Source organism: Eubacterium pyruvativorans (assembly GCF_900102225.1).
GTDB lineage: Bacteria > Bacillota > Clostridia > Peptostreptococcales > Anaerovoracaceae > Aminicella > Aminicella pyruvativorans.
This window is the reverse complement of record NZ_FNBF01000003.1, coordinates 1-23,706: the sequence shown is the minus strand read 5'-3', so window position 1 is coordinate 23,706 and position 23,706 is coordinate 1. Positions and strand designations below refer to the sequence as shown.

Genomic DNA, 23,706 nt, shown 5'->3' with positions numbered 1-23,706 from the left:
AGATTTTTTCCCTTCATTGTGATAGAATGGTCATGAGTCGTTTCGGCCGGTTCATGTACCGGTCCGGAATGAATGGGATATGAGAATCTGCAATGAAAGGAACGGATCACGATCATGACGGAAGAGAAGAACAGAATGCAGGAAAGTCTGCAGGAGGATGCACCGGGAGACAGTGAGATGCTGCCGGACGATGCATGGGAGTATGAGAGCTACGAACAGGATGAGCCGTCTTCCCGGAAGACGGAACGGGAACGGCGCAGAGAAGAGGGCAGTCCACTGTTCGAAACAGACACGGTGTACAGTTACGAAGAATATCTCCGGTACTACACAATGCTGGAGAACCGGATCAGTCATGTGTGGCTGAAGCGGGGCGGCATGGTGGCGCTGGTCATCATTTTCGTCTCGGTGATGAAGCTCAGGGGATACGGAGATGCCCGGACGATCAGCATTCTGGTGGGCCTCGCTGTCGTCCTGCCCCTGCTTCTGGAGTATGTGCAGCGCCGGGTTCTGCGGAAGAAGTTCGACGAGCAGGAACAGGAGCCGGTGGCCCACATCTGTATGTATGAAGATCACTTCTCTCAGCAGTCCAGCATGGGGGACACCCGGTTTCAGTACAATGATATCTACCGGATTATCGAGACGGAGACGAATTTCTATGTGATGAAGGACCGGTATCAGGGACTGATTATCGTGAAGAAGAACTGTTCGTCGGAAATGCTGGATGCCATCATGGACATCCGGAGGCAGATGGAAGGAAAGGATGCAGGCAGTGGGAAGGATGATCCGTCCGGGGCGGAGAAATCCGGAGCAGGAAGGAGCGATTCCTGATGGAGAAAATGACAGAGAAGAACATCCGGCGGGCGACCGCTGACAGTGAATATTTTCGTACACTGCCTCCGGCGAATATGCTTCATGTCATGATCCGTTCGATCATAGACACCGGACAGGTGGACGAGAAACTGCTCACGGTCTGGTATGAGAATGAAGACCGGTGGGGAGAAGTGACGGAAGAGGAGCGGATGGACCAGATCCTGATGGTGCTGGACCAGTGGAACCCTTCCGATGTCCTGCGCTATATGCAGAAGAAAGGATTCGTGGGATTCTGCCTTCCCCGTCTGATGCCGATCCGAAAGGTGATGGACAAGAAAACATATTACGCCATCATCGATAATTTCAACGAACTGAAGGACCGCAACCTCGGATTCCGGCTGAATGTGTTCCTCTTTCCCTTCGATCCGGCACATATCCGGGAGACGCTGGAGGCATGTAATATGACGGATGATGCAGTGAATATGATTTCCTGGGCGCTGGATCACTACATCGATTTCATTCATATCCGGAATGAGAAGAAACTGAAGCAGTTCATCCGCTCCTCTTCGGTTGCGGACTACTACTATATGGATGACCTGGCGCAGGCCGTGTGGGAAGTGACCCATATGAATGAATACCGCCGGGGAGACAGCCGGAAGGCGGTGGATGCACTGCTCAGGGCCGGTGTGCCGTTTGAAGCGGGTGATCTGGAAGTGACCGATGAGGAACTGCGGGACGAAGCCGGGATCGGACGGGAAGAGGAAATCCGGGCCGTCCGGGAACTGCTGGTGGATGAATGTCTCTTCCATAAGCTCCGGAACAGCCGGGGCAATCTGCTGGAGAAGGCTCGGAGTCTGGCCGGAAGCCGGAAACTGCAGCAGGAGATCCGCCGGCAGGCGTAGGGAATCCGTGCGGTGAAGCAGGAAGACCGGCAGATTTTCCCTTGTATTCCCCGATTGGTTTGGTATAATTGTTTAGTCGAACCAATTTATCCTTGGTTTTGTCAGATAAATTTGTTCGAAACAACATGTTATACATGAGGCGTTTGTATACAAGAAACAATTGGGGGTTATTATGACAGAATCGCAAGAGAAGGCAGGCGTGCTGGGAACGCTGCTTCCGTATCTGGAAATCGTGGTGGGCGGTGCGCTCAGCGCAGCCTGTATGGGATTTTTCGTGATCCCGCAGCATTTTGCGGCAGGGGGTGTCACCGGACTGTCCGTCATTCTGGAGAGTGTACTGCCGGTTAAATTATCGGTGATCGTGCTGATATTGAATGTGATCCTGTTCATCCTGGGATGGATCCTGGTGGGACGGAAATTCATTATGAAGACGTTCATCCTGACGCTGCTTTATCCGCTGATGCTGGAGTTTTATCAGCATATTCACCTGTTTGATGTGATGGGGAAGGATCCGCTGCTCAGCGCAGTGATCGGCGCAGTGATACTGGGCGTGGGAAGCGGACTCGTTCTGCGGGGCGGCGGATCCGGCGGCGGATTCGACATTCTGGGTGTGATTTGTTATAAGTATTTCAAGGTCCCGGTCTCTCTGGTTATGTACATCTGTGACTGCACGGTCATTATCATTCAGGCGGTCATGAGCCAGTCCGTCATGAAGACCGTCTACGGCATCATAGTGATCCTGCTGGGCGATTTGCTGGTAAACAAGGTGCTGACATACGGACGTTCGGAATCTCAGATGATCATTCTTTCAGAGAAATATGAAGATATCCGTATGGCCCTCCTGGTTCAGCAGGATGTGGGCATGACGTTCCTGAACGCAGAGTCCGGGTATAAGCGGCACGATCTGAAGGTCATTATGGCGATCGTACCCTACGGGAAGATTGAACCGATTCGAAAGCAGATTCAGAGCATCGACCGGACTGCTTTCGTGGTGGTGAGTGATGTTCATTCGGTTTCGGGCAGGGGATTCACCCTGGGACGAACCGCTGCCGATGAACCGCTGCTTTATGGTGGGAAAACAGAAAACAGAAAGGAATCGAAATGAGGAAACCAGAGAAGAAGCTCGGATTCGGGTTCATGCGTCTCCCGGTTCTGGATGAGAATGACAAGACCAGTATTGATATGGCGCGGGTGGAGCAGATGGTGGATCTGTTTCTGGAGAAGGGATTCACATACTGTGACACGGCCTGGATGTATCACAACTTCGCCAGTGAATCTGCGGTGGGAAAGGCGGTGAGCGACCGTTATCCCCGGGAGAAGTTTACCATCGCCTCGAAGATGCCGGATATGATGCTTCGTTCCGAGGCGGAGCCTGCGGAAATTTTCGAGAAGCAGAAGGCGAAGCTCCATGTGGACTACTTCGATTACTACCTGATGCATGACATGAACAATGTGAATTACGAGAAGGCGAAGAAGTTCGGCGCCATTGACTTCGTCCGAAAGAAGAAGGAGAGCGGCGAGATCCGCTGTCTGGGCTTCTCCTGTCACGATACACCGGAATTTCTGGACCGGGTTCTGGAGGAGAATCCGTACTTTGAATTCGTCCAGCTGCAGATCAATTATCTGGACTGGGAGAGTGAAGGGGTGCAGGCACGTAAGTGTTACGAAGTCTGCGTCAGACACGGAAAGCCGGTGGTGGTCATGGAGCCAGTGAAGGGCGGTACACTGGCGGATCCGCCGCAGGCCGTGAAGGATCTGATGACAGAGATGCATCCGGACTGGAGTCCGTCATCCTGGGCGATTCGTTTCGCTGCCAGCCTGGAGAATGTCATGGTTGTTCTGTCCGGCATGAGCACTCTGGAGCAGGTGGAAGATAATACCGCATTTATGGAGCATTTCGAACCACTGGGGCAGGCGGAACTGGATCTGCTCCGGAAGGCTGCGGAGATGATCCGGGCGACGGTGGCGATTCCGTGCACCGGATGCCGGTACTGTGTTGAGGCGAGCCATTGCCCGAAGAACATTCTGATCCCGAATTACTTCAACTTGTTCAATACGAAGAAGATTGCCACCTGGGATATGTTCTCGCCGGAGACAGAGTACTACGAAAACTATCTGGCCCAGGGATACGGAAAGGCCTCCGACTGCATCCGCTGCCACTCCTGTGAGAAAGTATGTCCGCAGCACATCCGCATCTCGGAATGGATGCGCGAGGTGGCGAAGGAAATGGAAGAAGAGGAAGCGTAATCTTTCGCTGCCTCGGTCTTTCTGGTTTCCGGCGTATCGCTATCCGCACATGCCGCCCAATATACAGACTGAAGAAATTGAAAGAGGATCCCGCACCCGTGCGTTAAGCACCGGGTGCGGGATCCTCTCGTTTACGCTGCCGATCGCCGCCGGTTCAGATTGTGTCCCGCAGATCCGACAGGATATCCTGGGGCGCCGGAACATCCGGAACGGCATATCCGTGTTCTTCCAGACATTGTCTGAGCGCCACCGAAAGCTGGTTCGGACAGGAGTCCGGGCGGCCGGCGCAGGAAATGCCCGCCAGGCGGGTGATGACCTCGTCCACCCGCATACCTTCGGAGAGTCGGCTGATTCCCTGAAGATTGCCGTTGCAGCCGCTCTGGACGCGCAGATTCGTCAGACGGCCGCTGCTTATGTCGAACAGCATGGCATTACTGCACACCATGGGACTGGTTTCGTAATAATAATTGGTTACATTCAGCTGATCCAGGTCTGAAATCGGTCTGACCTTCTTCTGTTCTGTCATTCTTCGTCTTCTCCCGGTTTCTTATTCAGCCTTCGGACCGGCATCCACGATTTCTTCCGGCATATCCGGGTACTTCTCAGCGAAGTTTTTCACGAACATCCCTGCCAGCTTCTTCGCCTGGGCGTCATATGCGTCCTTGTCCGCCCATGTATTCCGCGGACTCAGGATGTCAGACGGCACATCCGGGCAGGATGTCGGGATTTCCACGTTGAAGCGGTCATCGTGAACGAATTCCACGTCTTTCAGTGTGCCGTTCAGCGCTGCAGAGACCATGGCTCTGGTGTATTTCAGCTTCATCCGGCTGCCGACGCCGTACGGGCCGCCGGACCAGCCGGTATTAACCAGATAAACCTGGGTACCGTACTTGTCCAGCCGGTCTCCCAGCATTTGGGCGTATTTCGCAGCATTCAGCGGCATGAACGGCTGCCCGAACAGGGTGGAGAAGGTCGGAACCGGTTCGGTAATTCCCCGTTCCGTTCCGGCAACCTTGGCGGTGAAACCGGTGACGAAGTGGTACATTGCCGCATTTCTGGTCAGACGGGAGATCGGAGGCAGAACGCCGAAAGAGTCCGCCGTCAGGAAGATGACCACCTTCGGAATGCCGCCGTAACCCGGGATCTGCGCATTGGAGATATATTCGATCGGATAGCCGACCCGGGTGTTTTCTGTCAGGGACTTGTCCGTGTAATCCGGTTTCCGGGTTTCCGGATCGTAGATTACGTTCTCCGTAACCGATCCGAAGCGGATGGCGTGGAAAATTTCCGGTTCGTTCTCTTCCTTCAGGTCGATGCACTTTGCGTAGCAGCCGCCCTCAAAATTGAAGATGCCGTCATCCGACCAGCCGTGCTCGTCGTCACCGATCAGTTTCCGGTTCGGATCAGCGGACAGGGTGGTCTTTCCCGTGCCGGAGAGGCCGAAGAAAACGGCAGTGTCCTTCGTCTCCGGGTCCATGTTGGCGGAGCAGTGCATCGGCAGAATGTTGTCTTCCACCGGCAGAACGAAGTTCATGACAGAGAAGACGGACTTCTTGATTTCTCCGGAATACTGGGAACCTGCGATGATGACCTCGTGGGCTTCGTAATCAATCATGATCGCCGCCTCGGAGTGAATGCCGAACTTCTTCGGATCGCACTTGAAGCCCGGAGCCACCAGCATGGTGAAATCGGCTGCGCCGTAGGATGCCAGTTCTTCTTTCGTCGGACGGATGAGCAGATTGTTGATGAACAGCGCCTGGGATGCCAGCTCACAGATCACCCGGAATTTCCGTGTATACTTCGGATCCGCACCCGCAAATCCGTCGAACAGGAAGATGTCCTTTCCTTCCAGGTACTGAATCATTTCTGCCTTGATCGCACGGAACGTTTCCCGGGTGGTCGGCACGTTGACCTTGCCCCAGTCGATCAGATCGTGAACCCCTTCAGAATCCACGATGAACTTATCCTTCGGAGATCGGCCGGTGTATGCGCCTGTCTTCACTGCCAGGGCACCGGTGTCTGTCAGAATACCTTCCTTCCGCTCCAGCGCCTTCTCGGTCAGAATGGCAGGGGAGAGGTTGCGATATACTGCAGCCGGTTTCAGGCCGAGCTGATCCAATCCGTAAGTTTCCATGGTTGCCTCCTTCAATGTTTTTTCTGTTTCTTTACACCACACAATTCTACTCTAACGCAAACAATGGGTAATTTCAATATATTCCGGCTTTTAGGGGAGCAGCTGGGAAGACAAAAAATAAAAAGAACCCGTTCGACACACCGTCCCTCTGACGGATGTGTTTTCGGGTCCTCTCCTTCGAGCAGACTACAATGGGAACATCCATATCGCTAACCAATGTAAGCGAGTCTTTCCCACTCTTCCTTCTCGCGATAATCGTAGCCTTCATACATTTCTTCCATGGTTCTCTTCCTTTCTCTCTCTTTCCTGCAGTGATGGGAAAATCACCGCTTGATTTATATTTTGTAACAATAATATACGACATCGAATTAGTTCTGTCAACATAAATTGTTGCAGAAAACGAAAAAAATTAAAATAATTTGAAGATGTATACGAATAAATACAAAATACAAAACGAGCCGCCCGCAGACGGCCCGCTTTGTATTGAAACATGAAACAAATAATAGGAGATTGCTAAATCATTGCGGCAACCCGGCCACCGGTTTCCTTCGTGGAAAGCGCATCCGGAGCTCCGCCGGACAGATCCGCCGTACGGAAGCCGGCAGCCAGGAAACGGTCCACCGCATTTTCTATGGCATCCGCCTCCTCCGGCAGATTCAGGGTGTACCGAAGCATCATTGCGGCAGACAGGATGGTAGCCAGCGGATTGGCCTTCCCGGTGCCTGCAATGTCCGGTGCGGAACCGTGCACCGGTTCATACATGCCGAAGTTGCCGTCGGTCAGACTGGCAGAGGGCAGCATGCCGATGGAACCGGTGATCTGGCTGGCCTCGTCAGAAAGGATGTCTCCGAACAGATTGCTGGTCAGGATGACGTCAAACTGGCGGGGATCCCGGATCAGCTGCATGCTGGCATTGTCCACATAGAAATGGTTCAGCGTCACATCCGGATAGTCCTCCGCCACTTCATTCACGGTCTTCCGCCAGAGGCGGGAGCTTTCCAGAACGTTCGCCTTGTCTACGCTGCTGACGATCCCCCGGCGTTTCCGTGCCATTTCGAAGGCGGTTCTGGAAATCCGCCGGATCTCCCCCACGCTGTACTGCTCCACATCGTAGGCGGCTTCACCGAATTCTGTTTCCACGTGTCCCCGCTTTCCGAAGTAGATACCCCCGGTGAGTTCCCGGACGATGACGATGTCCAGACCCTTTCCGATGATTTCCGGACGGAGAGGGGAGGCGTCCGCCAGGTCAGAGAAAACTTTCGCAGGACGGATATTTGCGTAGAGTCCCAGCTCTTTCCGCAGGCGGAGCAGAGCCTTCTCCGGCCGCTGTTCCCCCGGAAGGGCATCCCACTTCGGACCGCCCACGGCGCCCAGCAGAACAGCGTCAGCAGATTTTGCCACATCAATCGTATTCTGCGGCAGGCACTCGCCGAAGGCGTCAATGGCGGCACCGCCGGCCAGTACGGTTTGGAAGGCGAACTGATGGCCGAATTTCCGGCCAACCGCTTCCAGCACTTTTTTTGTCTCTTCCATGACCTCCGGGCCGATGCCGTCCCCCGGGATCACTGCAATGGTATAATTCATTTACTGATTTCCTTCTTTCTGGTTCTGAATACTGCGGAGCAGTCCGCCCTCTGCGATCATCTCCTGAATAAACGGAGGGAAGGGATGGGCACGGAAGGTTTCGCCGGTGGTCAGATCGGTGATCTCGCCGCTGTCGAAATCCACACTGACTTCATCCCCGTCGTGGATCCCCCGGCTGGCTTCCGGGGACTCCATGATCGGAAGACCGATATTGATGGCGTTCCGATAGAAAATCCGCGCGAAGGTGGAGGCGATGACAACACTGATGCCGGATGCCTTGATGGCGATCGGCGCATGTTCCCGGGAAGATCCGCAGCCGAAGTTCTCTCCGCCTACCATGATGTCTCCCGGTTTCACTTTCTGAGGAAAAGACTGGTCGATATCCGCCATGCAGTGAGATGCCAGTTCCGCCGGATCGGAAGAATTCAGATACCGGGCAGGAATGATGACATCCGTATCCACATTGTCCCCGTATTTCAGGACAGTTCCTTTCGCCTGCTGCATATGTAATTCCTTTCTTTCCTTTATATATAGCTGGCCGAACGGAGGTCCGGCCTGTTTTTTGTCGCTGCTACAGCACCTCCGCCGGATCAGTGATTTCTCCGGTGAGGGCAGAAGCCGCCGCCACCCACGGGCTGGCCAGGTAGACTTCAGAGGATTTCGCTCCCATGCGGCCCACGAAGTTGCGGTTCGTGGTGGAGATGCAGCGTTCGCCTTCGGCCAGGATGCCCATGTAGCCGCCCAGGCACGGACCGCAGGTCGGAGTGGAGACGACGCAGCCGGCATCGATGAAGGTATCGATGTAGCCCCGGTGAATGCATTCCTTGTAAATGGCCTGGGTGGCAGGAATGACGATGGCCCGGAGGCCCCGCTTGATGTGACGTCCCCGGAGAATTTCTGCGGCGGCGGCCATGTCGCTGATGCGCCCGTTGGTGCAGGAACCGATGACCACCTGGTCGACGGCCACACCCTTTGCCTCGTCAATGGTTTTCGTGTTTTCCGGCAGGTGAGGGAACGCCACGGTAGGCCGGATCGTGGAAAGGTCGATGGTATAGGTCTCGTCGTATTCCGCATCCGGATCCGCCTCGTAGATGGTGTAATCCCGGTGGACACGGCCGTTCATGTAGGCGATGGTCTTCTCGTCTACCGGGAAGATGCCGTTCTTCGCACCGGCTTCGATGGCCATGTTGCAGATGGTGAACCGGTCATCCATGGTGAGGGAGCTGACTCCCGGTCCGGTGAACTCCATGGAACGGTACAGCGCTCCGTCCACGCCGATCATGCCGATGATGTGGAGGATCAGATCCTTGCCGCATACATGCTCCGGCAGTTCGCCGGTCAGTTCGAAGCGGATCGCTGTAGGAACCTTGAACCAGGCCTCTCCTGTGGCGATGCCCGCCGCCAGATCTGTGGAGCCGACCCCGGTGGAGAAGGCCCCCAGCGCACCGTAGGTGCAGGTGTGGGAATCGGCGCCGATGATGGCTTCTCCGGAAGCCACCAGGCCCTTCTCCGGAAGAAGGGCATGTTCGATGCCCATTTCTCCCGCATCGTAGAAGTTGTCGATGTTGAAGCGTTTCGCAAAGGTGCGGCAGGTCTTGCACTGCTCGGCGCTCTTGATGTCCTTGTTCGGGGCGAAGTGGTCCATGACCAGGGAGATCCGGGACTTATCGAAGACCTGATCGAATCCGGCCCCCTCAAAGGCATGGATGGATACCGGTCCGGTGATGTCGTTGGCCAGCACCATATCCAGTTTCGCCTGGATCAGCTGTCCCGCCGTAACGGTTTCCATTCCGGCGTGGGCAGCCAGTATTTTTTGTGTCATTGTCATTCCCATGGGTACTTCTCCTTTGGTTAGTTCATGAACCGGTCTTCATCGTTCATCCGGTTAATGGCGCTGACCAGCGCATTCACCGAGGCGAGGATGATGTCGTCGTGGGTGCCGACACCCCAGAAATCCCGGCCATTCGTATCCTCGATGCAGATGTATGCGGCAGCCTTGGAATTAGAATCCTGGCTCAGTGCATGCTCGGAATAAGTGATGAACTTGTAGTTAAAGTTGTATTTCGTTTTCTGCAGTGCGTTGCTGACGGCGTCCATCCGGCCGTTGCCGGTGCCGGTCAGATTGTATATTTCCTTGTTCTCGTCTTCCTTGCCGCCGACGACCACCCGCATGTCCACTTTCACCCGCTGCTGGTTGCCTTCATCCTTCAGGCTGGAGCCGTAGGTGAATTCTGCATCGGTGATGTCCAGCGGTGCGAAGTAGTTCACATAGGATTTCCGGAAAATCTCGAAGATGTTGTCAGAAGAAAGCTCTTCGTGGTTCCGGTCGGAGATGTCCTTCATCATGTAGCCCACTTCGGAGCGCATGGCCTTCGGAATATCGAATCCGTGATCTCTCTGGATCAGGTAGGCTACGCCGCCCTTGCCGGACTGACTGTTGATGCGGATGACATCACCGTCGTATTCTCTTCCCACGTCGTGGGGATCGATCGGCAGGTACGGAACGGTCCAGCGGTTCGGATCGGTTTCTTCACGGAACTTCATTCCCTTGGCGATGGCGTCCTGATGGGAACCGGAGAAGGCGGCGAAAACCAGTTCTCCGGCGTACGGCTGGCGCGGGCTGACCTTCATGTCCGTATACTCTTCGTATTTCTCCACTGTCTGCGGCATATTCGTGAAGTCCAGCTTCGGATCCACGCCGTGGGTGAACATGTTCATGGCCAGCGTGATAATGTCCACGTTGCCGGTGCGTTCGCCGTTGCCGAAGAGGGTTCCTTCCACCCGGTCGGCGCCGGCCAGCATGCCCAGCTCGGCGCAGGCGACGCCGGTGCCCCGGTCGTTATGCGGATGCAGGGAGAGGATGACAGAGTCTCTTCTGTGGAGGTTCCGGTCCATGTAACAGATCTGATTGGCATAGACATGGGGCAGGGAAAGTTCCACCGTCGCCGGGAGGTTGATGATCACCGGATGATCCGGGGTCGGTTCCCAGATGTCGATGACGGCGTTGCAGATCTCCGCTGCGTAATCCATTTCCGTTCCGGTGAAACTCTCCGGAGAGTATTCGAATTGGAAATCCGTTCCTTTATATATCTCTTCTGACGCAATCTCCTTGATCAGCTGGGCGCCGTCGGTGGCAATCTTCGTGATCTCTTCCTTGCTTCTGCGGAACACCTGCTGCCGCTGGGCGAAGGATGTGGAGTTGTACAGATGAACGATCGCATGCTTCGCTCCCACCAGAGAATCCAGAGTCTTCCGGATGATGTGTTCTCTGGACTGGGTGAGGACCTGAATCTTCACGTCTTCCGGAATCATATCTTTCTCAATCAATGTGCGGACGAATTCGTATTCCGTTTCCGAGGCCGCCGGGAATCCGACTTCAATTTCCTTGAAACCCAGCCGGCACAGATAAGTGAAGAAGTCCAGTTTTTCCTGAAGACTCATCGGCACGATCAGAGCCTGGTTTCCGTCCCGCAGATCAACGCTGCACCAGGACGGGGCCTTTTCGATGTGATCCTTCTTCACCCAGTCCGTGTATTCTGAAGAAACCGGATAATACTGGGGTCTGTACTTAATGTGGTTTTTCATCGATACGTCATACTTCATAGTTCATTCTCCTTGCGCTGTTTCATGTTTCGAGACGGTCCGGAGGACCGTCCTGCCTCAGAGACATAAAAAAATGTCTCATCCGGCGATTTCAATCAATCGGGGAAGAGACGAAAACTATTGCGTTCCGCGGTACCACTCTTCTTGGACTCGCGCCGGAAGGAGCCGGCAGGAATCCCACTTCATTCGTGTACATGCTCGGGGGTGAGACACCGGTGCGCGGATACAGCCTCTCAGCAACTGGCTGCTCTCTGGAATCTCGCGGGAGCCGGTTTATTCCCGTCATCGCATGGCCCGCCGCTTCCGGCAGGCGCTTCGGGGAAACAGACATGTGATTCGGAACAAGAAATGTTCGAAAATGTTGTTTCCTTGAAACTATGATGACACTATAACCCAGGGGAGAAGGAAAGTCAACGGGAAATTTTTTACAAATTTTCGGGAGGCGAGTGGGGAGAAGACGGGGTGGAATAGAGAAGGGAATTGGATTTAAGAAAAAATTTAAACCGTGTTAACAATGTAGATAAACAAAACTTGTGAAAATACATAAAAAACACGTTGACAATTTGTTGACCTCGGTTATAATGGAACCATCGTTCGCGAAAACAGTGAACGCCCGGGTACACCGGACGGGAGCCGTGTTCCGGCAGGAGGTCTGCCGGCCGCGGACAGCATCTGAATCCGGCCGCAGGCAGGGACGGCTACCCCGGCTGCCCGGAGCAGATGCCGCCATAGTGTAACATATTGTGTCGTTTAGATGCGGGCAGGCCGTCCGCAGGAAAATGGAGAGAGGTAGAAGAATGGCTATCAAGAAGTATTATGATCAGGATTGCAACTTTGGTGTACTCGATGGAAAGACAATTGCGATCATCGGATTCGGTTCCCAGGGTCACGCCCATGCGATGAACCTGACAGAGTCCGGTGCGAAGGTTGTAGTCGGCCTGAGACCGGGATCCAAGCACGAACAGAAGGCGAAGGATTTCGGCTTGGAAGTAATGGATATTGAAGATGCGGCAGAAGCCGGTGACATCGTTATGATTCTGACGCCGGACGAACTGCAGGACCAGCTCTTCGAAGAGAAGATTGCGAAGCACCTGCATGCAGGCAACGCTCTGGCATTCGCCCATGGCTTCAACATTCATTATCAGCTGATCAATCCGCCGGCAGATGTGGACGTCATCATGATCGCACCGAAGGGACCGGGCCACATCGTAAGAGAGCAGTATACACAGGGTTCCGGCGTTCCGTGTCTGATCGCGGTGCAGCAGGATGCCACAGGTAAGGCGAAGGAAATCGCACTGGCATATGCTTCCGGCATCGGTGCAGGCAGATCCGGAATCATCGAGACAACATTCAAGGAAGAAACCGAGACGGACCTCTTCGGCGAACAGGCCGTTCTCTGCGGCGGTGTTGCAGAGCTGATGAAGGCCGGCTGGGAAACGCTGGTAGAAGCGGGTTATGCACCGGAAATGGCGTACTTCGAGTGTGTTCACGAGATGAAGATGCTGACAGACCTGATCTATGCGAAGGGCTTCAGCATGATGAGATACTCCATCTCCAATACAGCAGAGTATGGTGATTACATCACGGGACCGAAGATCATCACGAAGGAATCCAGAGCAGCCATGAAGCAGGTTCTGAAGGATATTCAGGACGGTACATTCGCTTCCGAATTCAAGCAGGAGTTCAATGCAGGAAAGAAGGCTCACTTCCTCGCTATGAGAAGAGTAGAGGCTTCCCATCCGATGCACAAGGTCGGCGACGAGCTGAGAAGCATGATGAGCTGGCTGAATGACTAATCAGCATTCCCACATAATACGGATTGCGTCATAGATGTTCCGGGGGATTTCTGTGCCGCCCGGAACGTGCGGCAGCCGGAGGCGGAAGGAAATTTCGCCTCCGGCTGTTTCTATATTTCCATTTGGGATATGATAGAATACAGAATAAATGCAGTGCGGCAGAATGGGCCGCAGGAAAGATGAGCGGAGTCCCGGGACTTCGGAAAGGATGATATATGGCACGAAGAAGTGATAATGTAACGAAAGGAATCGAACGGGCTCCGGGCAGAAGCCTGTTCTATGCAATGGGGTATACGAAGGAAGAACTGGAACGTCCGCTGATCGGCGTCGTGTCCGCACACAGTGATATCGTTCCGGGACATGCGGACCTGGATAAGGTGACAGAAGCCGTGAAGGCCGGCGTGCGGATGGCAGGGGGAACACCGATTATGGTACCTTCCATCGGCGTATGTGACGGCATCGCCATGGGGCATATCGGCATGAAGTATTCTCTGCCGAGCCGGGAACTGATCGCCGACAGTGTGGAAACCATGGCCAATGCCCATCAGTTCGACGGACTGGTGCTGGTGCCGAATTGTGACAAGATTGTTCCGGGCATGCTGATGGGTGCGCTGCGTCTGGATATCCCGACCGTGGTCTGCTCCGGCGGACCGATGATGGCCGGGCTGGTGAACGGGGAAGAGACTTCCCTGTCCAAGATGTTCGAAGCGGTAGGCGCCCGGAAGGCCGGTCTGATCGATGATGCCGGTCTGCTGGAGTTCGAGCAGAATGTCTGTCCGGGCTGCGGTTCCTGTTCCGGAATGTATACCGCCAACAGCATGAACTGCCTCTGCGAGGCAATCGGCATTGCACTCCCGGGGAACGGAACTATTCCGGCGGTCACCGGAAGAAGAATGATGCTGGCGAAGCATGCCGGCATGGCTGTCATGGAGATGGTGGAGAAGAATATCACAGCCCGGCAGATCGTAAACGAGAGATCGATCCGCAACGCACTGACCTGCGATATGGCTCTGGGCTGCTCCACGAACACGGTACTTCATCTGCTGGCGATTGCCCATGAGGCAGGAGTTGAGCTGGATTTGAAGATGTTCAACGAAGTCAGCGGGAGAACTCCGAATCTCTGCCACCTGGCTCCGGCGGGCCCGACTCATATGAATGATCTGGACCAGGCGGGCGGCATCCCGGCAGTGATGGCAGAACTGGCCAAGGGGGATCTGCTGGACACTGCCGTCATGACAGTGAACGGAAAGACATTGGGAGAGAACATCGAGGGAAAGAAGATCCGGAATGATGCGATCCGCACACTGGACCATCCGTTCATGGAAGCCGGCGGACTGGCGGTACTCTGGGGGAATATCGCACAGGAAGGCTGTGTGGTGAAACAGAGTGCAGTGGCGCCGGAAATGCTGCAGCACACCGGTCCGGCCAGAGTCTATGACGGAGAGGAAGAGGCGATCGCCGACATCTACGCCGGAAAGATCAACCCGGGGGATGTGGTGGTCATCCGCTATGAGGGACCGAAGGGTGGTCCGGGCATGCGGGAAATGCTGAACCCGACCAGTGCTCTGGCAGGCATGAATCTGGACAAGTCTGTGGCGCTGATCACGGACGGCAGATTCAGCGGAGCCAGCCGGGGTGCGTCCATCGGCCACGCCTGTCCGGAAGCGGCTATGGGCGGCAACATCGGACTGGTGGAAGAAGGAGATATCATCGAAATCGATATCCCGAACAAGTCCGTGAATGCCAGAGTCTCTGAAGAGGAATTCCAGGCCCGCAGAGCGAAATTCGTTCCTCATGAGCCGAAGATCCGCCACGGGTGGCTCTATCGTTATTCGAAGATGGTGGCGCCGGCCAATCAGGGCGCTGTCATGCTGGAAGATTAAGAGCGACGGAAGACGGAGAATACAGAAACAAACTGTTGATACAGGGCACCGCTGGTGCCCTGTTTTTGTGTACAGACAGAAGCTCATGGCCCGGAAGGAACGGGTTTCTTTACATTTCGGCCTATTTTTGGTACAATCGTGGGGTTCTAATTTGTGTCTGTACTGTTACGCTGGAGATGCGGCGCAGAATACATATAAGTGAGAAAAGGGGTAGGATGATGAATCAGAATTCGATTGTAGAGCTTCTGGCCGGATGGGCCATGGAGCGGCCGGATGTCATGTGTGCTGCAGACACGAAGGGCAGCGCCACGTACCGGGAGATGATGCAGATGGTGTACTATCTGTCGGAGATGCTCCGGGCAGAAGGGGTGAAGGAAGGGGACCCGGTTGTGGTGGAATGCACCCAGGACCGGGCTTATCTGGCGCTGTACCTGGCCATTGAGCTGGCCCATGGCGTTTTCGTTCCGCTGGAAAGCGGTGCGGCGGATGCCCGGGCAACGGATATCATTGATGACACTGAGGCGAAGCTGTATTTCACCCAGAAAGAATACGAAGGCCGTCCGGGCTGGAGAAACGGGAAGGAACTGAAGAGACTGGCGGCGGAGACCCTGACGGAGGAGAAAACTGCGGCTTTCGGAGCCGTGGACCTGACGAAACTGCCGTATCCGGACCCGGAAGCGGTGTCCCAGATCCTGTATTCCACCGGCACCACCGGGAAGTCCAAGGGGATCGTGCTGACCCACCGGAACAATGTGGCCTGTGCGGAAAATGTGCGGTACGGTGTGGAGATGAAGGAACAGAATGTGGAATTCATTCCGATGCCTCTCAGCCATTCCCACGGTCTTCGCACCGCATACGCTTCGATTCTCAACGGCAGCGGCATGGTTCTGATGAACGGCGTCATGTTCGTCAAGATTGTCTATGATCTGATGGACCGTTACCATGTGACGGGATTCGATATGTCCCCGAGTATTCTGCGCCTGCTGTTCCGCTTGTCGAAGGACAAAATCGCAGAGTACAACGATCAGCTGGACTATGTGGAGATCGGTTCCGCCGCCCTTCCGGAAGAGGACAAGGAACACTTGAAAGAACTTCTGCCGGACGTTCGTCTGTATGATTTCTACGGTTCTTCGGAATCCGGACGTTCCTGTGTGCTGAATTTCAACAGCCCGGATGATAAGCCGAAATGCATCGGCCGCCCGTCCCACAACACTTCCTTTGTCTTCACCGATGATCAGCGCCGGGAAATTCATGCCACAGAGGATAACCCGGGCCTTTTGGCTTCCAAGGGTGCGATGAACATGAAGGGGTATTTCAAAAATCCGGAGCTGACAGCCTCTGTGATGAAGGACGGATATATTTACACCAATGATCTCTGCTATGTAGGGGAGGACGGTCTGATCTACTACCTGGGAAGACAGGACGATGTCATCAACTGCTCCGGAGTGAAGATTTCCCCGGAAGAGGTGGAGGAAGTGGTACGGCATTATCCTAATGTGAAGGACTGCTGCTGCATTCCGGTGGATGATCCGCTGAAGGGACAGGCTCCGAAGGTTTTCCTGCAGATGGAAGAAGGGGCGCCGGAATTCCGGCGGGCGGACTTCATGAAGTACTGCAAGACGGCGATGGATGCCACGAAGCAGCCCGCCGAGGTGGAGCTGATTGATTCCATCCCCCGGACTTACAACGGCAAGCTGCAGCGAAAGAAACTGATTGCCAGAGAGAAGGAACGCCGGGCGTAGGCGTTTTCCCGGACAAAAAAATCGGAATGGCCGCTTTCCGGCGGCCATTCCGTTTTTTTGCCGTGCGCCCGAGACGAAAGAGGATCAGCCTTCGTCCATTTCCATATCCGGCTCCGGGACATGGGAAAGAAGTTTCTGTATCAGGCGGTTTGTTTTTTGGATTTCGGCGGAGTCGGTCTTTCGCTGCTGCAGTAGGTTGACTGCATCATAGCCTGCGGATCTGGCCCACAGGGAAATTGTGGTATAGAACGATTCCGACTTGCTGCGCCAGGTGTCGTAGGCGGAGCCGGTGTCGTTCCGGTGGTCCTTCAGGTTGTAGTGCTGCTGAAGGTAACGGCTCATGTAATTCGAAAATTTCGTCATACCGATGATGTTGGCGTGGCGTTCGTCGCAGAAGTCGGTATTCTGATTCACGTCGATGGCCTTGGCCAGACCGGATTTCCTGTCGTTGAAATTCAGGAAGGTGTATCCCCGGCCGGTGATCATCTTTTCCGTGGAATTGATCAGGCCGTAATCCTCCTTGGATCCGGAGAACGGGGAGGAGACGAACAGGATTTTCACATTGGAGCGCTTCGTCAGCCTGTCGCAGTAGTTCAGCAGATCCCGGATGGTCTTCTTCTGAATACTGTTCAGTTCTGTGTAATCGTCATACTGCCGAACCTTAACATCGTCCACCACCCAGGAAAGGGCGGAGTCGACCACCTGACCCATGTAAGCATTCTGCTTCGTGACGGCCTTCCAGTCGCTCAGGTGGATGTCATCGTTCCAGCGTCCGTGATATTTCAGGAACGGGAAATAATAGGACGCCTTATCCAGCGTTTCTGCGTCATAGCTGTTGGAATAGCGATAGTATTTCAGTGCCTTGCGGATTGCCGCGTTGCGGTTCCGGGACCAGTGCATCGCATCGGTGACCCGGCGGATAGCGGTATCCGTCATAGAATCTGGTATTTTCAGGATGTTCCGGACTTCTATGACAATCACTTTCGGCTTCTGGGTCTTCAGCGCTTCGTTGATGATCGGCTCCTGTAGAATGATCGGCTGGGAGGCCGAATTCAGATCGAAACTGGTGATGCCGGTTTCAGCCCAGGCCATGTAGGGTGAGTAATAGCGATAAGCGGCACTGGATCCGGTATACACCACATCCACCGTATTTTTCGGCAGTTTGTAATACGCCTGGAAGACCTGTTCACTGTGTTTCGTGTCATTCATATCGAAGACACGGACCAGATAGAACAGCATCAGCCCGACAATCAGCAGAAAAATGATCAGCCGCCGGCCCCAGTAGGCGTTGGGATTCCGGGATACTTCCTCCCGGAAGTGATCCCGTTTTTCTATAAGTTTTTTTAGCATATCGTACCTTTACATCTCCTCTGTCTTTAGAAATTCCGGTAAATGAATTCTCCGGCATTGAATCCCGGGCCGTATACGCCGAAAATCAAGATGCATGCCAGTCCGAGGAGCAGAACAGCCCAGCGGAGCAGGAGACTGCGGTCCAGAATGTCCTGCCGGATCCGGATGCCCCGTTCCTGCATACAGCTGGCGGTGAAAAGCACCAGGAAGGCGAAGAGGAACACCTTCAGGTCGTCCCCGTCCAGCCCCATGCCGATGGCCCGATGCGCAAGGTCGCTGAAGTTGAAGCAGTGCAGCGAACGCTTCCACATGTGCAGCGCCGTACCCACAGTGGCTGCTCTGGCTAGACACCTGCCGTAGGCCATGATGAAATAGGTCCGGATGATCTGAAAGCATTTCCAGAGGAAATGTTTCGTCGGGATGTGCAGAATCCGGATCATCTTTTCGAACAGCGGAGTACAGAACATACCCAGAATGATCATGATGGAGTTATAAAGGCCGTAGACAATGTACCCCCAGCCGGCGCCGTGCCAGATGCCGATGATGGTGAAAACGATGAAGGTGGGCAGGTAAGACGGCAGCTGTTTCCGTAAATTGCCCTGCAGATTCTTTCGTGCCCATTTTCCGATCCTGGTGGAAGTCTTGGAAAGGGTGATTGGAAAGAATACATAATCTCTCATCCAGTTCGTGAGAGACATGTGCCACCTGCGCCACTGTTCGGAAACGGAGTTGGCGAAGTACGGCCGGTTGAAATTTTCGATCAGTTCGATGTCCAGCATCTCTGCGGCACCCCGGGCAACATCGATTCCGCCGGAGAAGTCCGTGTAGATCTGGATAGAATACATGAGCATGGCCACCAGAACCTGGGTGCCGTCGTAGCTGCTGTAATCTCCGTAAACATTAGAGACCAGTGTGCCGATCCGGTCGGCAATGACCATCTTCTTGAAAAAACCCCACATCATGAGTTCCGCACCGTGGAGCAGGGTGGTGTAATTGAAGTAGTGCGGTTTCTTCAGTTTCTCCCCCAGATTGTCGTACCGGGAAATCGGCCCCTGGATGATCTGCGGGAAGAAAGAAATGAACAGAGCGAATCGCAGATAATTCTTCTCCGCCGGATATTTCTTCCGGTAGACATCGATCAGATAGCCCACTGCCTGGAAAGTGTAGAATGAAATACCCATCGGCAGGACGAGGTTCATCAGAGGCGCATCCTTGCGGAAGTCGAACAGATCGAACATATCGTTGATCTGGCTCGCTGCGAAATTGTAGTATTTCAGCATAAACAGGATGCCGAAATTGATCAGCACACCCAGCAGAAGTACGCGCTTTTTTTTCTTCTTCGCAATTTTTCGTGTCTCTTTCGTACTGGCATCGTCAATCTTCTGCAGCCAGCGGGCGAGCAGATAGATCGTCGTTGTGGTGGAAATAATAAAAATCAGTGGGGTGATTCCTCCGAACAGATAGAAGCAGTAGCTTGCTGCCAGAAGAGTGATCCACTGATATTTCTTCGGTGTCAGATAGTAAAGAAACACAATCACAAGGAGAAAAAGCAGGAACTTAATGGAGACAAAAGACATAGATCCTCCCGTTCGTGTTTCAGTAATTTATATAGAAAATAGCGGCTCTGTGTTCTTAAGATCAGGAAGCGGGGTTACGCTTCCTGCAGTTTCTGAACCAGCGCACAGATCGCATCGACAGAATTGAAGTTTTCCGGAATCATGTCGTCCATGGTGATCTCAATATCGAACGTTTCGTCCAGTTCCCCGACAATCGCCACGACATCGAAGGAATCCAGCAGTTCGTCGTCGATCAGATTCTTCTCGTTCTCATAGTCAATGCCGTCCTTCACATCCGTCAGGATATCGATGATGCTCTGTTTTTCCATTTTCTCTTCTCCCAATTCAAAAAATCATCATTTGCAACAAAATATCAGCATACGAATTCCTTCCGTACACCTAACCATGATATTATAATTGACGGATCTATCCGGTGTCAATATAATGTAAGCGTAATAATTCATATATGAGTATGTGAACCGCGGGATTTCGGCCGCGGGCCGGGAGGAGTAGATTTCATGCATTGCACACGCAAACTTGCCGATGATCTGTACTGGATCGGCGGGAATGACAAGTCATTTCAATATTTCGAAGGGGTTCATCCGATTCCGGAAGGGATTTCCTACAACAGTTATCTGATGCTGGACGAGAAGACTGTCCTGTTCGACACCTGTGACTGGAAGATCGGGCAGCAGTTCCTGGAGAATCTGGACTATGTTCTGAATGGAAGAACGCTGGACTATATCGTGGTGGATCATATGGAACCGGATCATGCGGCGACACTGGGAGAAGTGTTGCTCCGTTATCCGGACGCCATTGTGGTGGGAACGGCGAAGGCTCACCAGTTTATGGAACAGTACGGATTCCGGGTGACACACAGCCTGGTGGTGAAAGAAGGGGATAAGCTGAATTTCGGCAGACACACGATTGCATTCTACACGGCGCCGATGGTTCACTGGCCGGAAGTGATGGTGGCTTTCGATGAGACCGACGGCATTCTTTTCAGTGCCGATGCTTTCGGATCCTTCCGGGCTCTGGACGGTGCGATCTTCAACGATGAAGTCAACTACGAAAGGGACTGGGAAGAGGCAAACCGCCGGTACTATACGAATATTGTAGGGAAATTCGGGAAGCAGGTTATGGCCGTCCTGAAGAAGGCCTCCAAACTGGATATCAGGATGATCTGCCCGCTTCACGGCGTTGTGTGGAGATCTGATATTGACTGGCTTCTGGACAAGTACACGAAGTGGGCCACCTATACGCCGGAAGGAAAGGGCATTCTGATCGCTTACGGCTCCATGTACGGCCACACGGAGAACGCCGCCCATATTCTGGCGGGCAAACTGTATGAGAGAGGCCTCACGGACATCACACTTCGTGATACGACGGAGACCCATGTTTCCTACCTGATCAGTGATGCGTTCCGCTGCAGTGCAGTTGTTCTGCTGTCCGTCACCTACAACATGAACATTTTCCCGCCGATGCAGAATTTCCTGGATGATATGAAGCGCCTCAACCTGCAGAACCGGAAGATCTGGCTGGCACAGAACGGCACGTGGGCGCCGAATTCCGGAAAACTCATGTCAGAGATGGTGGGCTGTATGAACGGCATGGAAATCATGAATGAAGAGCCATTGACCATGAAGTCTTCCGTGACAGAAGAAAATGAAGAGGAACTGAACCGCATCGCAGATCAGATCGCTGCCGCGCTGGCGGAGTAGTACGGAGCGGAACGCCGGGCGCTGCCCGGGCAGTTTTCTGGGACGAAACATCCGGCCGGGGTCTGTCACCCCGGCCGGCTTTCATCATTTGTTACACGGAGTGATACAGAGAGGAGTGGAATGGATGTTTGCAGAGGAATACAGAAGAAAGTGCAAGACAGCGGAAGAAGCTGTGAAAATCGTGAAAGACGGGGACTGGGTCGAATACGGTGAAGTCGCATCCTTCCCGATTGCCCTGGACCGGGCCCTGGCCGCCCGGAAAGGGGAGCTGAAGGATGTGAAAGTGCGTAATTCCCTGAGCGTGCAGCCGGTTCAGGTGGTGGAGCAGGACCCGGAGCAGGAGAGTTTCACATATAATCTCTGGTACTGCAGCGGCATCGACCGCCACTACGTGGACCAGGGGCGGGCCTATTTCATTCCGATGAATTACCGGGACATCGGAAGTTATTTCAACAGAGGGCTGGCACCGGTCGATGTGGCCATGGTGGCTGTCAGCACACCGGATGAGGACGGATACTTCAATCTGGCCCTGACCAACTGCGCACACCGGGAAATCATCGATGCGGCGAAGTACGTCATTCTGGAGGTCAACGACTGTCTGCCCCATGTACCGGAACTGAACGGCGGCCGGATTCACATTTCCGAAGTGGATGCCGTGGTGGAAAGCCACGAGAAACCGGCGTCCATGTCTCCTTCCGAGCCGAACGACATGGACCGGGCGATCGCAAAGAATATCATGCCGTTCCTTCATGACGGCCAGACGCTGCAGCTGGGCATCGGCGGCATTCCGAATGCCCTGGGAGGGCTGATCGCCGACTCTGACCTCAGAGATCTGGGCATGCACACGGAACTCATGAGCGACGGCTATCTGAAGCTGTACGAAGCGGGCATCGTCACAGACCGGAAGAAGAAAACAGACAATGGAAAGGGTGTATTCGGCATCTGCTACGGCACCCCGGCACTCTATGATTTCGTGGACAATAACCGGCGGAACATCTACTCCGCCTCCATGTCCTACACGAACAATCCGAAGGTCATCGCCTCCTTCGACGACTTCCTGTCCATCAACGGCTGCGTGTCCTGTGACCTCTACGGCCAGGTGTCTGCAGAGACCGCCGGGACCCGTCAGATCAGCGGCGCCGGCGGACAGCTGGACTTCGTCACCGGCACCTACATGGCGGAGCACGGAAAGAGCATCATCACTATGACCTCTTCCCGGGTGGATTCAAAAGGAGTGCGTCACTCAAACATCCGGCCGTACTTCAGCGGGGGAGATGTGGTCACCACACCCCGGAGCCAGACTCAGTACATTGTCACAGAATACGGTGCTGCCTGCATGATCGGAAAGTCCACCTGGGAACGGGCAGAAGAACTGATCCGTATCGCCCATCCGGACCTCAGGGATGATCTGATCCGGGCGGCGGAGAACCAGGGCATCTGGCGCAGATCGAACAAAAAATAACAAAGAGGGCGGCCGGAAAACCGCCCTGAATGGAAGTGATCGGGACTGTCGCACTAAGTGCGTCAGTCCTTTTTTCTGCGGTCGGGTGCTGCGGTCGGCGACATTTCTGCGGTCGGGTGACGAGCTGGCTTGCATGCTGTATACAAGTCGTGATTTGAATACTGGTGAATGGCTGTAATTAATCGTTTTGTATACGAATCATGGTTGTATATTGATGGAAGGTGCGAAATCCCCCATTTTCCCTGATTCGCACCTAAAATGCGCCGGGCAGGGTGCGAAAACGAAAAAAGATCCCGATTAATCTATTTCAGTCCCGGCCGCAGGTGCCAAATGGAACGAAAATGCCATTTCCGCACCCGCCGGTCTCCGAACAATATACCGTTCATTGAATAACTATCCGATCAGCCGAGAGGGAACCGATCGACGTCTTCGGCAAACAGATCGATTTCTCCGTTGCACGCATACTGTCAAGCGTTTTTGTATAATTATGCGGATTCAGGGAAATATCTGGGATTAATCCATTCGAAACTGATTCGGCAGGGTGCGAAAACGTACTTTTTCGCAGAATCGCACCTACGCAATGGCGGCGTCCGTATAATGGTGTAAATTGAAAAATTAAAAAGAGCCAGGTGCTCGACCTTTAGGTATAATGAAAATCGACCAAAATCACCATTAATACCAAGGAAGGAGAACACGATGGCTCAACTCAATATTACATTGAATCAGGAGGAAATTCTACAATTACTTTCCGTGGATCGCGATGAAGCGTTCCGGACACTGCTCACCAACAGTCTCAACAGCATCCTGAAGGCGGAGTCTCAGGAACAGCTTCGGGCTGCGCCGTATGAGCGTTCTGACGAACGCACAGACAGTCGCAACGGCATCCGCAGCCGGACCCTGAAGACCCGGATCGGCA

19 protein-coding genes are annotated in these 23,706 nt (G+C 54.0%); 10 read left to right on the top strand and 9 right to left on the bottom strand.

Translation table 11 applies throughout. From position 1 onward, the window contains the following. The first annotated feature begins 114 nt into the window (after positions 1-114). The 4 genes from BLQ24_RS01745 (at position 115) to BLQ24_RS01730 (ending at position 3,959) form a co-directional block, all read left to right on the top strand. Entirely contained in the window at positions 115-828 is a 714-nt protein-coding gene (locus BLQ24_RS01745) for a YcxB family protein (protein WP_090162040.1), read from the top strand. Then, positions 828-1,712, top strand: coding sequence for a hypothetical protein (locus tag BLQ24_RS01740; protein WP_090162038.1), 885 nt, complete (start codon positions 828-830; stop codon positions 1,710-1,712). The genes BLQ24_RS01745 and BLQ24_RS01740 overlap by 1 nt, the downstream gene beginning before the upstream one ends. A 172-nt stretch (positions 1,713-1,884) precedes the next feature. Next, positions 1,885-2,817, top strand: a complete 933-nt coding sequence (locus BLQ24_RS01735) for a YitT family protein (RefSeq protein ID WP_090162036.1) — start codon at positions 1,885-1,887, stop codon at positions 2,815-2,817. Further along, positions 2,814-3,959, top strand: a complete 1,146-nt coding sequence (locus tag BLQ24_RS01730; protein WP_090162034.1) for an aldo/keto reductase — start codon at positions 2,814-2,816, stop codon at positions 3,957-3,959. Before BLQ24_RS01735 ends, BLQ24_RS01730 begins: the two co-directional genes overlap by 4 nt. A gap of 154 nt (positions 3,960-4,113) precedes the next feature. Here the strand turns inward: BLQ24_RS01730 and BLQ24_RS01725 are convergent, their stop codons facing one another. The 6 genes from BLQ24_RS01725 to BLQ24_RS01695 form a co-directional block, all read right to left on the bottom strand. Next, positions 4,114-4,485, bottom strand: a complete 372-nt coding sequence (locus BLQ24_RS01725) for a TIGR03905 family TSCPD domain-containing protein (RefSeq protein WP_090162032.1) — start codon at positions 4,483-4,485, stop codon at positions 4,114-4,116. Between the two features lie 21 nt (positions 4,486-4,506). After that, positions 4,507-6,093 carry a phosphoenolpyruvate carboxykinase (ATP) gene (gene pckA / locus BLQ24_RS01720; RefSeq protein WP_090162030.1) on the bottom strand — a complete coding sequence of 529 codons (1,587 nt, stop codon included), beginning with the start codon at positions 6,091-6,093 and terminating at the stop codon, positions 4,507-4,509. Positions 6,094-6,606: 513 nt separating this feature from the next. Continuing rightward, entirely contained in the window at positions 6,607-7,677 is a 1,071-nt protein-coding gene (gene leuB / locus BLQ24_RS01710) for a 3-isopropylmalate dehydrogenase (protein ID WP_090162027.1), read from the bottom strand. Continuing rightward, positions 7,678-8,181: a 3-isopropylmalate dehydratase small subunit gene (leuD, locus tag BLQ24_RS01705; protein WP_090162025.1), complete on the bottom strand. Its 504-nt coding sequence runs from the start codon at positions 8,179-8,181 to the stop codon at positions 7,678-7,680. It lies immediately after the preceding gene. Between the two features lie 67 nt (positions 8,182-8,248). Continuing rightward, complete coding sequence (gene leuC, locus BLQ24_RS01700; RefSeq protein ID WP_090162023.1) at positions 8,249-9,511, bottom strand: 3-isopropylmalate dehydratase large subunit; 1,263 nt, start codon at positions 9,509-9,511, stop codon at positions 8,249-8,251. Positions 9,512-9,528: 17 nt separating this feature from the next. Continuing rightward, positions 9,529-11,280, bottom strand: coding sequence for a 2-isopropylmalate synthase (locus tag BLQ24_RS01695; RefSeq protein WP_419185492.1), 1,752 nt, complete (start codon positions 11,278-11,280; stop codon positions 9,529-9,531). Positions 11,281-12,059: 779 nt separating this feature from the next. Between BLQ24_RS01695 and ilvC the strand changes: the two genes are divergently transcribed. The 3 genes from ilvC (at position 12,060) to BLQ24_RS01680 (ending at position 16,701) form a co-directional block, all read left to right on the top strand. After that, positions 12,060-13,076: a ketol-acid reductoisomerase gene (gene ilvC, locus BLQ24_RS01690; RefSeq protein ID WP_090162022.1), complete on the top strand. Its 1,017-nt coding sequence runs from the start codon at positions 12,060-12,062 to the stop codon at positions 13,074-13,076. 215 nt (positions 13,077-13,291) lie between these two features. Beyond that, complete coding sequence (gene ilvD / locus BLQ24_RS01685) at positions 13,292-14,959, top strand: dihydroxy-acid dehydratase (protein ID WP_090162021.1); 1,668 nt, start codon at positions 13,292-13,294, stop codon at positions 14,957-14,959. Between the two features lie 215 nt (positions 14,960-15,174). Further along, positions 15,175-16,701 carry a class I adenylate-forming enzyme family protein gene (locus BLQ24_RS01680; protein ID WP_173558773.1) on the top strand — a complete coding sequence of 509 codons (1,527 nt, stop codon included), beginning with the start codon at positions 15,175-15,177 and terminating at the stop codon, positions 16,699-16,701. A gap of 84 nt (positions 16,702-16,785) precedes the next feature. On the opposite strand, the gene BLQ24_RS01675 is transcribed toward BLQ24_RS01680, so the two are convergent. The 3 genes from BLQ24_RS01675 to BLQ24_RS01665 all read right to left on the bottom strand — a co-directional run bounded on the left by BLQ24_RS01675 (position 16,786) and on the right by BLQ24_RS01665 (position 19,936). Next, positions 16,786-18,051: a hypothetical protein gene (locus BLQ24_RS01675; RefSeq protein WP_090162017.1), complete on the bottom strand. Its 1,266-nt coding sequence runs from the start codon at positions 18,049-18,051 to the stop codon at positions 16,786-16,788. A gap of 26 nt (positions 18,052-18,077) precedes the next feature. After that, positions 18,078-19,628: an MBOAT family O-acyltransferase gene (locus BLQ24_RS01670; RefSeq protein ID WP_090162015.1), complete on the bottom strand. Its 1,551-nt coding sequence runs from the start codon at positions 19,626-19,628 to the stop codon at positions 18,078-18,080. 74 nt (positions 19,629-19,702) lie between these two features. After that, a complete protein-coding gene (locus BLQ24_RS01665) occupies positions 19,703-19,936 on the bottom strand; it encodes an acyl carrier protein (protein ID WP_090162013.1) in 234 nt (77 codons plus the stop codon). A gap of 189 nt (positions 19,937-20,125) precedes the next feature. On the opposite strand from BLQ24_RS01665, the gene BLQ24_RS01660 reads away from it, so the two are divergent. The 3 genes from BLQ24_RS01660 to BLQ24_RS01650 form a co-directional block, all read left to right on the top strand. Then, on the top strand, positions 20,126-21,328 hold the full coding sequence (locus BLQ24_RS01660) for an FprA family A-type flavoprotein (RefSeq protein WP_090162011.1): 1,203 nt from the start codon (positions 20,126-20,128) through the stop codon (positions 21,326-21,328). Positions 21,329-21,452: 124 nt separating this feature from the next. Next, complete coding sequence (locus BLQ24_RS01655; RefSeq protein ID WP_090162009.1) at positions 21,453-22,790, top strand: acetyl-CoA hydrolase/transferase family protein; 1,338 nt, start codon at positions 21,453-21,455, stop codon at positions 22,788-22,790. Positions 22,791-23,486: 696 nt separating this feature from the next. After that, on the top strand, positions 23,487-23,706 hold a 220-nt coding region (locus BLQ24_RS01650; protein WP_176755839.1), incomplete at its 3' end, for a transposase.